This window comes from Burkholderia anthinoferrum, assembly GCF_002925705.1.
GTDB lineage: Bacteria > Pseudomonadota > Gammaproteobacteria > Burkholderiales > Burkholderiaceae > Burkholderia > Burkholderia semiarida.
Window position 1 is genome coordinate 53,108 of the sequence record NZ_LFZP01000048.1, and the last position, 12,615, is coordinate 65,722.

Genomic DNA, 12,615 nt, shown 5'->3' on the forward strand with positions numbered 1-12,615 from the left:
GGGTTGTCGTGTTGATTGTTGTGCCGAATTGTTGTACAGGCAGCGCGGCCGGCTAACTGTAACCAGCCACTATTGTCCGGCTATCGGCGGATTGTAATAGCGTGGATAGCTCGGACGATATAGTTGGAGGGCACGATCGGTTGCCTGCGCGCAAACGGTCCGGCAGCCCGCCCGCGCGACGAAGGCGCGCATTTTACCGGTTCATGCGGCACCGGCCGGCGGAAATGGCCGAAACGGCGGGAACGAAGGAAACGAACGGAAGGGGCGCCCCGCAGGCGGGCGAAACCGGCCGATGCGTGCGCAACGGCATGCCGGCGGCGTCGCGCGCGGCCGGTACACGACGACATGCGACTGAAACGCAGCGCCCGCATGCTGCACGAATGCGGTGCAGGCGGCGCGCTCGTACGAACGCACGTGTGCCGCCGGTGCGGACACAGGACCAGGCAACCGCGTGCGGCGGCCATTCGTCTGTCCAGGCGGCGGCAGGGATCGGGTTATCGTGCGCCGAAGCCGTCCCGTCCGCAACTGTCATTTCGCGATGCGGGGGCGACTGTGGTTTCTGTGTAAAAGAATGCAAGACCCCATCGCGTAAACCGGCAAGTCTTTCTAGGATAGATACACCGCTCATACACACGCCGGCCGATCATTGCCGACGCGGGGGAGTCGCAGTCCGTGCAGGCCAGGCGGTGAATGGCGGTCAAGGCCGTTGCGCGTTCGGGCAGCCATGGCCGGTTAGGCACGGCCGGTCAGGCACGGCCGATTGCGATTGCCCGATGCGGGTTCGTCCGTAATCACGGAGGTCAGCATGTTGAACTGGATCAGCCGTTGGGCGATGCGACACGCCCCCACGCCGGAAAAAACCGCCGCGTCGATGCTCGTGACGGCGCGCATGGAACTGTTCGCAGCCGAACAGCGCGTCATCGATGCGAAATTACAGGCGGATTACTGGCGCACACGTGTGTCATTCCTCGAAGAGGTGCAGAAGCAGGGCATCGATCCGTGGGTGACCTCTCAGGCTGCGCAACGCCCCGACCTCGATTCCACTCCACGAAGCACGGGCCCGCGTCTCGCCGCCAGCACCTGATGCACCTGCAGCATCCTCTCGTTGCGCATGGCGCGCGATCGCTCGCGGCACGCACCGGCGTGCCGCGTTCTTCGATGCGCACCCGCGGCGCATTGCGCCGCGGGTGCGCCCGTTTTCGGTCGCGGCCGTTCCGCGTATCGCGCGTGTAACGGCGCGCCGCTCATCCGCTCCTTCTCCATACCTTCACGAGCAAACGTTGCACTTGCGCGAGCGCGCGCCTGACGCGTTCGCCGCGCCGCACGTACGCGGTCGTGATCGACGCCTGCGCCGGTTGGTCGCCGTCGGCGCCGAGCCACACGCGTTCGCCGCGTTGCACGCGCAGCACGTCGCCGGAGCGGATCCAGTAATCGTCGACGCTGCCGAGCCGCGTGATCCACAGCGTCGCATCATGCACGCGGATCTCGGCGTCGTGCTGCGCGCGCCACGTCAGCGTCTTGCGCGGCGCGACCGTGAAATGCAACTCGACTCTCGGCAACGAGATCGTATCGGTGCGGCACCGATCGGGGCAAACAACCAGCCGGCTTGCTTGGTCCATCGTCATCTCCATCGTTGAGCCGGGCGGGATGACGCGCACCAAAACAAAAAGGCCTCATCCGGTTCCGGCGAGGCCTCGTGACATGCATGACTGAAATCTCGATGCTAATGCACAAGCGCCTCCGGCGATCGCCACGTATGGGCGTTCACTCGTTTTTGATGCGCGATGGCGATGGGCTTGAGCATAGGCATGCGAACGAGTGTGTCGTGGCCGCGCAGCCCTGTCAACGGAAATTTCGAGATACGTCGCAATTACGCGTCGCGTTGCGCGAGACCGTTCACGAGCAGCTCGGACAGCAGGCCCGTCATCCCTTCCGGGTGCGTGGCCGCGCGTGCCTTCAGTTGTTCGACCAGCTCCGCGTTGAGCTTGCACGCGAACGGCACGAGGCCCTGTTCCTGGTCGAGCTTGCGCTGCGCGCGGCGGTCCAGCTTGGCCGCTTCTTCGGCGCCCTTGCCGAAACGCGCGGAGCTCGACTGTTTCATCGCGTGCGTCAGCTTGAGCGCCTTGTTCTTTTCGAGATCGGTTTTCTTCATGGCCATCGCGGCACCTCCGGGAAATTGAAGCCGCGATTGTACGCATTTCGGCGGGCGCCGCCCGCCGAACCGGCCGGCAACCCGGTCACGTGCCTTTCGTCGTGCCCCAGTTGCCGCCGTGCGCGGCCGCCTGCGCGGCCGGCGAGCGGGCGAGGTAGGCGAGCGCCTGCTCGGTCGAGCCTTCGTGATGCGGCGTATAGCCCGGCTTGAAATAGCGCAGCGCCGCGCCGATCACCTTCCAGAACGACGGCAGGTGCCCGCGCCGCGAACCCCGCCACCACGCGAGCACGAAGCCCGGGTAGCGGCCGGCGTCCGGATCGCGCCGGTACATGAACTTCGCGCCGGTCGTGATGTAGTGGAGCAGCAGCAGGATCACCAACGCCATGTGCACGCAGCGCTCCGGATAGGTGCCGCCCAGGTGCCGGTAGATGTCGAACGCGACGGTGCGGTGCTCGACTTCCTCGGCGCCATGCCAGCGCAGCAGGTCGACCATCGTCGGGTCCGCACGGCCTTCGTCGAGGCCGTGCGCGTTGAGCACCCAGTTGCCGAGATAGCCGAAGAAATGCTCGAGCGACGCGATCACGGCCAGTTGCTGCCGCAGCCAGAAGCGCGTATGGCCGATCTTCAGCCCGAGCGGCCGTTCGCCGAGCACGCGTGTGAACAACCGGTTGAGCTTTTGCGTGAACGGCTTCGTGTCGATGCCGTGACGGTCGTAGTAGTGCTTCAGCACGCCGCCGTGCGAGCGCGAGTGCACGGCTTCCTGGCGCAGGAAGCCTTCGGCTTCGTCGCGCAGTCGCGCATCGGCGATCAACGGCAGCGCCTTGTTGTAGACGCGGCAGAACCACAGCTCGCCCTCCGGGAACAGCAGGTTCAGCGTGTTGATGATGTGCGTGCTGCCCGGATCGTTCGGCACCCAGGTGACCGGCGTGTCGCTGAAGTCGAACTTCACGTGCCGGGCCCTGATCTTGTGGTAGTCGGCGGTATCGTTCATGTCGTCTCCCTGTGCGGCGTCGTGCGCCGTCAATGCGATGCCATGCTGACGCGGGCGATCATCCGGCCCAGCCACGGCATGAAGCGGCCGACGAAGCGCATCGCGTGCGCTTCGCCGCCGACCGCGACGACGGGGCGGTTGCGCAGCACGCCGTCGATCATCGCCTGCGCGACGGTTTCGGGTTTCAGGCCGCGCATCTGGTACAGCCTGGTCGCGCGCTTGCGCAGCCGCGCTTCGTCCTGGGCGCTCGCGCCCGCGTAGTGCGTCGACGCCATGATTCCGGTTTCCGCGAAACCGGGGCACACGGCCGTCACGCCGATGCCTTTCCCGGCGAGTTCCGCGCGCATGCATTCGCTGAGCATCAGCACCGCGGCCTTCGTCGTCGCATACGCGGGCAGGTCGCGCGACGGCCCGAACGCGGCGGCCGACGCGGTGTTGACGATGTGCCCGCCGGCGCCGCGCGCGGCCATCTGCTGCGCGAACAGCCGCGAGCCGTGGATCACGCCCCACAGGTTCACGTGCAGGATGCGCTCCCAGTGCCGCGTGCTCGTGTCGAGGATGCCGCCGGCCATGCCGATGCCCGCGTTGTTGATCACGACGTCCGCGCCGCCGAGTTCGCTGCCGACCCAGGTCGCGAGCGCTTCCATTTCGTCGGCGGACCCGACGTCGACGCGTTTCGCATGCGCGTGCGCACCGGTCAGCCCGATGAGCAGCGCGGTGCGCTCGGCGCTCGCGAGATCGATGTCGCATGCGACGACCGTCGCGCCTTCGCGTGCGAAGGCCTGCGCCGCGCAGCGGCCGATGCCGCTGCCCGCGCCGGTGACGACCGCGACCTTGCCGCTGAAGCGCCCGCTGGTCGCGCGGCGGCGCGCGTTCGCGAGCGCGGGTGGTTCGTCGCCGGATTCGACTGCATCGATCAATTGACCGGCGAGATCCGCGAAGCGCGCGGGATCGGCGAGCGGCAGCCAGTGGCCGGCCGCGACTTCGCGGCGGTAGTACCGCGGCACCCAGCGCGACAGGTTCTCGGACAGCGCGGGGCTCACGTACTTGTCGCCGAGCGGCACGATCGTCTGCACCGGCGCATGCGCATAGCGTTCGCGCGGCGCGAACAGGCAGCGGATGAAGTTCGCACGGTAGAGGCGCACGCCGCGCGCGCCGTCGTCGGCCTGCGTCGGGCGCGGCGTGGCGGGCGTTTTCTCGATCCGGCGCAGCAGGCCCGGCCACGCGCGGCCGAGCCACAGCCGCCAGCCGAGTTCGGGGAGGAGCGGCAGGTGGAACAGGTAGACGTACCACGAGCGCACGAGCTGGCCGCCGAGCCTGGCCAGCGACGCGGGCGTCGGGTGCAGCACGCGTTCGCGCAGCCAGAACCCGACGTGGTCGAGGCACGGGCCCGAGCACGACGTATATGACGCGATACGGCCGGCCAGGCGCGGATCGGTGACGAATTCCCAGCCCTGGATCGACCCCCAGTCGTGCGCGATCAGGTGCACCGCGCGGCCGGGGCAGAGCGCGTCGATCACCGCGACGAAATCGTCGGTCAGCTTCGCGAGATGGTAGTCGGCCGTGCGCGTCGGCACGCCGGACAGGCCCGCGCCGCGCACGTCGTACGCGATCACGTAGTGTTTGCGCGCAAGCAGCGGCGCGACGTGCCGCCAGACGCTGCTGTCGTCGGGATAGCCGTGCACCAGCACGACCGGCGAGCGGGCCGGGTCGCCCCAGGTGCGCACCGCGAGCGTCAGGTCGCCGGAGGCGACCGCCGTTTCGCTGTGAACCGATTCGAACAGGGCCAGCGGCGCTTCGTCGGAAAGAGGCTGCATCGTGAGTCCGTCGTTCAGGGAGTCGGGAGGAGGGCGCGTGACGTGCGTGTCAAGCGGCGGCCGGCACGTCCGCCGCCGCCTGCGCGCGCTCGGCCTGGCGGCGCTGCCAGCGGCGCACGTGCGGCAGGTCGTCGTCGAGCCAGTACGCGTCGTCGTCGGTGATCACGAGCAGTTCCTCGAATTTCGCGCCGACGCCCGCGAAGCCGAGATGCGGCTCGACGGCCCACAGGCCCGGCACCGGCGCATGCTCGGAGCGGCGGTCGATCGACCACAGCGGCGACCAGCCCTGCTGCTTCGCCGCGCGGCCCTGGTCGAGCAGCAGGTTGCGCGTCGCGTTCAGCCCGAAGCGCGCGACGAAGCGCGGCTTCGACAGCTTGTGGATCTTCGCGACACGATGCGCGAGCACCTTGAACGGATAGGCCTTGTGGCGCGGGTCGACGCCCTGGCGGCGGCACAGCGCGTCGACTTCCTGCGCGACCTCCGCCATCGACCGGCGCGCCTTCACGAGCCGCACGATCATGTCGCGATGGTCCATCAGGTCGTCCTGCAACTGCTCGAGGATCGGGTTGCGGCCGACGCAGTGCGCATAGCCGACATCGGCGACGATGCCGTCGAGCACGGGCGCGACGTCGAGGATCACCGGCATGTCGGTTTCGAGCTGACGGTTGCTCGGGAAGAACGCGAGATTGAAGCCGCCCATGTGCTTGAGGCCCGAGAAGCCGTCGAATGCGGTGCGGTCGCCGAACCACGCGAACGGCTTGTGCAGCCAGTCGTGCACGCCGTGATCCTGCAGCCATTCGGTCAGCAGGCGCGCGGCTTCCTTCTCGGTGATGCCGGGGTAGAGCATCGCGCCGACGGTCTCGACGCAGCGGTAGGCCAGTTGCCGGACCGCGCGGAATTGCGGCAGCTCGTCGAGGTGGACTTCCGGCAGCGGATGGTGGGCGGTCATGATGCGTCTCCATGTGTCGGCCCGCGTTTGCGTGTCGGCGCGATGCGGGTCCTTGTGCAAGGCTGGGCGCTGATCCGGAACGCTTCCGCCGGTGATTCGGAGGCGGATTATTCAGTCAGCATTTAATGTGCCATTGTGTGATGTAACGATAATAGCCGATTCGACGTCGCGCGCCAGCGCCCGGAGATGAGGGCTTCTCCTAATGAAGGGTCGAAATGGAGGGGTTGCTCTAGGTTTCCGGCGGTGGGGGCCGGATGTCCATCGCTGCGCACGCGTCTCGAGCGGCGGGGGCCGGCCGGGGAGCGCCGCACGGGCCCGGGATGTCGCGCCGGATCAACTCTCCGTCGTGTCGTGGTGCGACGCTGTCAAATTGCCGAAATAATTTCGTCACATCATGCGCCCGGATTCGAAGCCTTTGCGGCTTCGCGGGGCCGGTGTGTCGCGCGTCGCGCGGGGCGACCGAAGCCGATTCGACATTTCCACGGAGAGAGACCATGCAGCGCCGCCGGTTCATGAACACCCTTGCCGCGGCGACCGCCGCGACGCCGCTGATGCTCAAGGCCGGCACGTCCGGCGCGAAGAGCGTAGCCGCGCCGGACGCGCTGGACCCGGGCCGCTGGTCGCCGTTCAACGCCGCGCGCCTGCAGGCGGTACTCGACCGGCATGGTGTCGCGAGCGCGCACTACGACGGAAAGCGCCGCCCGTATGCGGTGTTCGACTGGGACAACACGTGCATCATGAACGACTGTGAAGAGGCGTTGCTGATGTACCAGATCAACCATCTGCAGTACAAGCTGACGCCGGATGAATTCGTCGGCGTGATGTGGAAGGACGTGCCGAAGGGCGCGTTCATGAAGGACTACACGACGCTCGACGGCAAGCCGGTGACGATGGAGGACCTCGCCGCCGACGTCGAGTCCGATTACCGCTGGCTCCATGCGAACTACAAGGGCCTCGGCGGCGACAAGAGCCTCGACGAGATCCGCGAGACCGACCAGTTCAAGGATTTTCGCGCGAAGCTGTACTTCATGTACGACGCGATCTGCGACACGCATCCGCTCGAAGTCGGCTACAAGTGGATCATCTACTTCTACAAGAACATGACGACCGCCGAGCTGCAGGCGATGGCGGAAGCGTCGAACAACTACGGTATCGGCGACGCGCTGCGCAAGGTCCGCTACGAAAGCCCGAAGACGCTGCCGGGCAAGGCCGGCGTGGTCGCGGACACGCATTTCCACGGCATCCGCATTCACGAGGAAATCCGCGCGGTGATGCATACGCTGCGCGCGAACGGCATCGACGTGTACGTGAGCACCGCGTCGCTCGACGACGTCGTGCGCGTATTTGCCGGCAATCCGAACTACGGCTACGGCGTGCCGCCCGAGAACGTGATCGGCCTGCGTCTCGACATGCAGGACGGCAAGTACACGAGCACCTATCCGGCCGGCTGGCATTTCAACTGGGGGCCCGGCAAGACGGTGGGCATTCGCAACGTCCTCGCGTCGAAGAAGGGCTACGGCCCGCTGCTGGTGTTCGGCGACAGCGACGGCGACGCGTGGATGCTGCGCGATTTCAAGGACACCGCGGCCGGCGTGATCGTCAACCGGATGAAGAAGGGCGAGATCGGCGCGGACAGCAAGCTCGCGGCCGAACAGATCGGCAACCCGGACGCACGCTTCCTGCTGCAGGGCCGCGACGAGCACACGGGCCTGATGATTCCGGACGAGAAGTCGATCAAGTACGGCAAGGCCGAGCGCAAGCTGCTGGCCTGACGCGGGCGGGGCGCCGGGCGGCGGGGCGTCGGCCCCCGCGCCCATCGGCACCGGCCGCGGCGTCATGTGGCCCGGCACACGCGCGTCTCAACGCTCGCGCGCGGCGCCCAACCGATCCAGCAACGCCCCCAGCAGATCGACCGGCAACGGAAACACGATCGTGGAGTTCTTGTCCGCCGCGATCGTCGTCAGCGTCTGCAGGTAGCGCAGTTGCATCGCCTGCGGCTGCAGCGCGAGCCGCTGCGCGGCCTGCAGCAGCTTTTCCGACGCCTGCAATTCGCCTTCCGCGTGAATCACCTTCGCGCGCCGCTCGCGCTCGGCTTCGGCCTGCCGCGCGATCGCGCGGATCATCGTCTCGTTCAGGTCGACGTGCTTGATCTCGACCGTCGACACCTTGATCCCCCACGCATCCGTCTGCGCATCGAGCGTCTTCTGGATGTCCGCGTTCAGTTGCTCGCGCTCGGCGAGCAGCGCGTCGAGTTCGTGCTTGCCGAGTACCGCGCGCAGCGTCGTCTGCGCGAGCTGGCTCGTCGCCTCGAAGAAGCGCGCGACCTGGATCACGGCCTTTTCGGGATCGACGACGCGGAAATACACGACCGCATTGACCTTCACCGACACGTTGTCGCGCGTGATCACGTCCTGCGCGGGCACGTCGAACACGACGGTGCGCAGGTCGATCCGCACGACCTGCTGGACGATCGGGATGATCAGCACGAGCCCCGGCCCCTTCACTTTCCAGAACCGGCCGAGCATGAACACGACCCCGCGTTCGTACTCGCGAAAGATGCGGATCGACGATGCGACGAGCACCACGACGAAGACGATGAGGACGCTGCTGAAGCCGAACGTGTAACCGATCATGAAGGTTCTCCCTGGGGATGGACCGGCGCGGGCACGTCGTAGAGCGGCGCGACCGTCAGCGTCAGCCCGTGGCGGCCGGTCACGCGCACGCGGCAGCCGGCGGCCAGCGGCATGCTACTCGCCACGCGCCAGCGCTCGCCATGCACGCGCGCCCAGCCGGCGGCCGACGGCGCGGCGCCGGCCGCGCCTGGCGGCTGGTCCGGCTGCAGGCCGTCGTCGAGCACTTCGCCGATGCTGCCGAGCAGCGCCTCGGCGCCCGTCACGACCGGGCGGCGCCGCGCGCGCAGCGCGACGCCCGACACGCCCGCGACGAGCAGCCCGCCGCCGAGCGCGAGGCTCGCGATCACGGGCCATGGAATCCCGTAGCCGGGCACGTCGGTGTCGATCAGCATCAGCGCGCCGATCGTGAACGCGACGATTCCGCCGAACCCGAGCACGCCGAAGGTCGGCAGGAACGCCTCCGCGACGAGGCAGCCGAGCCCGAGCAGCACGAGGCCGAGGCCCGCATAGCTGACCGGCAGCAACTGCATCGCGAACAGCCCGACCAGCAGGCAGATCGTGCCGGCCACGCCCGGCAGCACGAAACCGGGGTTCGCGAATTCGAAGAAGAGGCCGTAGATGCCGATCGTCAGCAGGATCAGCGCGACGTTCGGATCGGCGATGATCGCGAGGAAGCGGCTGCGCCAGTCGGGCGCGAGCGCGACGAGCGGCGCGTGCGCGGTCGCCAGACGCAGCGTGCCGGCGGTGGTCGTCACCGCGCGGCCGTCGAGCTGCCGCGCGAGATCGGCCGCGTCCTGCGCGATCAGGTCGACGACGTGCTGCGCGCGCGCCTCGTTCGCCGACAGGCTCACGGCCTCGCGCACCGCGCGCTCGGCCCATTCGGCATTGCGTCCGCGCAACTGCGCGAGGCCGCGGATGTACGCGGAAGCGTCCTGCATCGCCTTGCGGATCTCGGTCGATTGCGTATCGGTCGGCAGCGCGGCCGGCGTGGCGGACGCACCCGATGCACCGGGCGCACCGGTGGGATGTGGCGCGGCGGGGTTCGCGCCCGGCGGCGCGGCGCCGCCGATGCCCAACTGCACGGGCGACGCCGCGCCGAGATTGGTGCCGGGCGCCATCGCCGCGAAGTGGCTCGCATAGACGATGTAGGTGCCCGCGCTCGCCGCGCGCGCGCCGCCCGGCGCGACGAATGCGGCGACCGGCACCGGCGAGCCGAGGATGGCCTTGATGATCTGCCGCATCGACGTATCGAGGCCGCCGGGCGTGTCGAGCTGGAGGATCGCGAGCGGCGCGTGCTCGCGAGCGGCGCGCGCGAGCGAACGCACGATGAAATCGGCGCTGGCCGGGCCGATCGCGCCGTTGACGGGAATCACGACGACCGGATGCGCGGCGGGCGCGTCGGCCGATGGCGGCGCGGCGACCGCGGCGCACACGACGAGCAGCGCCGCGAACAGCGCGGCGCGCGCGACCCGCGCGGACAGCGGGTGACGGGGGCGGCCGTCGGCCGCGGCAGGCGCCGGCGGCGGCCCATGACGGTGAAAGCGCATCGGGACGTCCGGGCGGCGCACGGCCGCGTGCCGTCCGGCTCGCGAAAAGGGCGTGGGCCCGATGCTTGAAGATTAGGCGGTTTCGGCCGAAAGCGCGAAGTTGCGGCCGTACCGGCCGGCGTCAGCTTGCGCCGCCGCCGCGCGCGAGCACTTCGTCGCGATAGTCGGCCGGGCTGCGCCCGCTCCATTTGCGAAACGCGCGGTAGAACGCGCTCGGCTCCGCGAACCCGGTCGCGGCCGCGACGTCCGCGATCGTGCGGGCGGGGTCGGCCAGCGCCTCGAACGCGAGATCGCGCCGCAGCGTGTCCTTGATCGACTGGTACGCGTGGCCTTCCTGGTGCAGCTTGCGGCGCAGCGTGGCCTCGGCCACGTGCAGCCGCGCGGCCATCCCGCCCGCGCCCGGCCACGCGGCGGGCGGCATTCCGCGCAGCACCGCCCGCACGCGCTGCGCGAGCGCGTTCGGGTTGCGGTACTTGACGATGAAGCTGGCCGGCGCGTTGCGCAGAAACGTTTTCAGCGTCTTCGCGTTCTGCACGACCGGCAGCGTCGCGAATTCGGGATCGAAATCGACATACGAATCGGGCTCGTTGAAGCGCATGTCGTCGCAGAACATCGACGGGTATTCGTGGTCGGCGGGCGGCGTGTCGCAGCGGAAGCTCGCATGCAGCAGCGGGATGCGCCGCCCGATCAGCCAGCAGGTGAGCCCGTACACGATGATGAAATAGGTCGCGTACGTGAACATCGCGGGTGTCGCGCCGTTGTTGCGGTGCACGAAGCGCAGCCGCACGCGCTGCGGGTTCGCGTCGAGCTCCGCGTGCAGGTCGTCGAGCACGCAGTGCATGAAGTTCACCGCGCGCGCCATCGCGTGCAGCCCGTCGCGCGCGGATAGCGCCGCCTGGCTCATCGCGATGAAGCTGCCGCTGCGCATCGGGTGGCTGTCCTGCCCGAAGAACTCGTCGTCGAGCGTGCGGGCGATCGCGTTCCACAGCGCGCCGTATTGCTGCGCGGACACGCGTGCGCGCGGCTGACCGAGCAGCGCCGGGGCGATGCCGGCCTGCGCGAGCAGCGGCTCGGCCGCGACGCCGCGCCGCGCGGCCAGCGCGACGCTGTACGCGACGAGGCTGATCGCGACGGTTCCCTTGTCTTCCTGCTTCATCGGTGTCGCCGGTATGGCAAAAACGCTCAGTGTAAATGAGCGGCGCGAGCATCGAACAGTCGCGCGTGCTTGCCTACACTTGTTGCATCGAAACGCAAGGACGGTCGCGCCCGGCGGCCGCGGGAGACAGCAGCACCATGGACGAGCTTTACACCGAAGACCAGCGGATGATCCGCGACGCCGCGCGCGCGTTCGCCACCGAGAGGCTGGCGCCGAACGCGGCGCAGTGGGACCACGACGCGCACCTGCCCGACGCGATCGTCGCGCAGCTCGGCGAGCTCGGGCTGCTCGGGATGATCGTGCCGCAGGAACTGGGCGGCTCGTATACGGATTACGTCGCCTATGCGCTAGCGATGGAGGAAGTCGCGGCCGGCGACGCCGCGTGCGCGACGATGATGAGCGTGCACAACTCGGTCGGCTGCGGGCCGATCCTCGGCTTCGGCACGCCCGCGCAGAAGGATCGCTGGCTGGCCGACATGGCGGCCGGCCGCGTGATCGGCGCATTCTGCCTGACCGAGCCGCAGGCCGGTTCCGAGGCGAACAACCTGCGCACGCGGGCCGAATTGCGCGACGGCAAATGGGTGCTGAACGGCGCGAAGCAGTTCGTCACCAACGGCCAGCGCGCGGGCGTGGCGATCGTTTTTGCCATGACCGATCCGGAAGCGGGCAAGCGCGGCATTTCCGCGTTCCTGGTGCCGACCGACACACCGGGCTTCATCGTGGGCAAGCCCGAGAAGAAGATGGGCATCCGCGCGTCGGATACGTGCCCGATCACGTTCGAGAACTGCGCGATTCCCGAAGAGAACCTGCTCGGCCATCGCGGCGAAGGGCTGAAGATCGCGTTGTCGAACCTCGAAGGCGGCCGCATCGGCATCGCCGCGCAGGCGCTCGGCATCGCGCGCGCCGCGTTCGACAAGGCGCGCCGCTATGCGGGCGAGCGCGTGCAGTTCGGCAAGCCGATCGCCGAGCACCAGGCGATCCAGCAGAAGCTCGCCGACATGGCCGTGCAGATCAACGCCGCGCGCCTGCTCGTGCATCACGCAGCGAAGCTGCGCACGGCCGGGCTGCCGTGCCTGTCCGAAGCGTCGCAGGCGAAGCTGTTCGCGTCCGAGATGGCCGAGCGCGTGTGTTCGGATGCGATCCAGATCCACGGCGGCTACGGTTATCTCGCCGATTACGAAGTCGAGCGCCACTATCGCGACGCGCGCATCACGCAGATTTACGAAGGCACCAGCGAAGTGCAACGGATGGTGATCGCGCGGCAGCTGTGAGTCGCGGCGCGCGCCCATCCGGCATCACGCAGTCGAACAAACGGTCGAACGAGCAGGCATACAACGCAGGCACGAGGGCAGCGCGGCAAACGCGGCACG

Annotated in this window: 11 protein-coding genes; 3 read left to right on the forward strand and 8 right to left on the reverse strand. The window is 68.5% G+C overall.

The genetic code is table 11. The features are described 5' to 3' along the window. Positions 1-805: 805 nt before the first annotated feature. Positions 806-1,084: a hypothetical protein gene (locus C5F75_RS18850; RefSeq protein ID WP_006480752.1), complete on the forward strand. Its 279-nt coding sequence runs from the start codon at positions 806-808 to the stop codon at positions 1,082-1,084. A gap of 160 nt (positions 1,085-1,244) precedes the next feature. On the opposite strand, the gene C5F75_RS18855 is transcribed toward C5F75_RS18850, so the two are convergent. The 5 genes from C5F75_RS18855 to C5F75_RS18875 all read right to left on the reverse strand — a co-directional run bounded on the left by C5F75_RS18855 (position 1,245) and on the right by C5F75_RS18875 (position 5,909). After that, positions 1,245-1,619, reverse strand: a complete 375-nt coding sequence (locus C5F75_RS18855; protein WP_104012591.1) for a DUF2917 domain-containing protein — start codon at positions 1,617-1,619, stop codon at positions 1,245-1,247. Positions 1,620-1,870: 251 nt separating this feature from the next. Next, positions 1,871-2,158 carry a hypothetical protein gene (locus C5F75_RS18860; RefSeq protein ID WP_059525440.1) on the reverse strand — a complete coding sequence of 96 codons (288 nt, stop codon included), beginning with the start codon at positions 2,156-2,158 and terminating at the stop codon, positions 1,871-1,873. 79 nt (positions 2,159-2,237) lie between these two features. After that, the gene (locus tag C5F75_RS18865) at positions 2,238-3,143 is read right to left on the reverse strand and encodes a metal-dependent hydrolase (protein WP_060011860.1); all 906 of its coding nucleotides are present in this window, start codon (positions 3,141-3,143) and stop codon (positions 2,238-2,240) included. Positions 3,144-3,172: 29 nt separating this feature from the next. After that, positions 3,173-4,960, reverse strand: a complete 1,788-nt coding sequence (locus C5F75_RS18870; RefSeq protein ID WP_104012582.1) for an SDR family oxidoreductase — start codon at positions 4,958-4,960, stop codon at positions 3,173-3,175. Positions 4,961-5,009: 49 nt separating this feature from the next. Further along, a complete protein-coding gene (locus tag C5F75_RS18875) occupies positions 5,010-5,909 on the reverse strand; it encodes a M24 family metallopeptidase (protein ID WP_104012592.1) in 900 nt (299 codons plus the stop codon). A 494-nt stretch (positions 5,910-6,403) separates the two neighbouring features. Here C5F75_RS18875 and C5F75_RS18880 point away from each other — a divergent pair, with 494 nt between their 5' ends. Then, positions 6,404-7,681, forward strand: a complete 1,278-nt coding sequence (locus C5F75_RS18880) for an HAD family hydrolase (protein ID WP_059584514.1) — start codon at positions 6,404-6,406, stop codon at positions 7,679-7,681. Positions 7,682-7,768: 87 nt separating this feature from the next. Here the strand turns inward: C5F75_RS18880 and C5F75_RS18885 are convergent, their stop codons facing one another. From C5F75_RS18885 to C5F75_RS18895, 3 genes are all read right to left on the reverse strand, one after another. Beyond that, complete coding sequence (locus tag C5F75_RS18885; protein ID WP_104012583.1) at positions 7,769-8,542, reverse strand: slipin family protein; 774 nt, start codon at positions 8,540-8,542, stop codon at positions 7,769-7,771. Continuing rightward, positions 8,539-10,089, reverse strand: coding sequence for an NfeD family protein (locus C5F75_RS18890; protein ID WP_104012594.1), 1,551 nt, complete (start codon positions 10,087-10,089; stop codon positions 8,539-8,541). The genes C5F75_RS18885 and C5F75_RS18890 overlap by 4 nt, the downstream gene beginning before the upstream one ends. A 121-nt stretch (positions 10,090-10,210) precedes the next feature. Continuing rightward, a complete protein-coding gene (locus C5F75_RS18895) occupies positions 10,211-11,245 on the reverse strand; it encodes an AraC family transcriptional regulator (protein ID WP_060011855.1) in 1,035 nt (344 codons plus the stop codon). A 137-nt stretch (positions 11,246-11,382) separates the two neighbouring features. Here C5F75_RS18895 and C5F75_RS18900 point away from each other — a divergent pair, with 137 nt between their 5' ends. Beyond that, on the forward strand, positions 11,383-12,516 hold the full coding sequence (locus tag C5F75_RS18900; protein WP_104012593.1) for an acyl-CoA dehydrogenase family protein: 1,134 nt from the start codon (positions 11,383-11,385) through the stop codon (positions 12,514-12,516). Positions 12,517-12,615 lie beyond the last annotated feature (99 nt).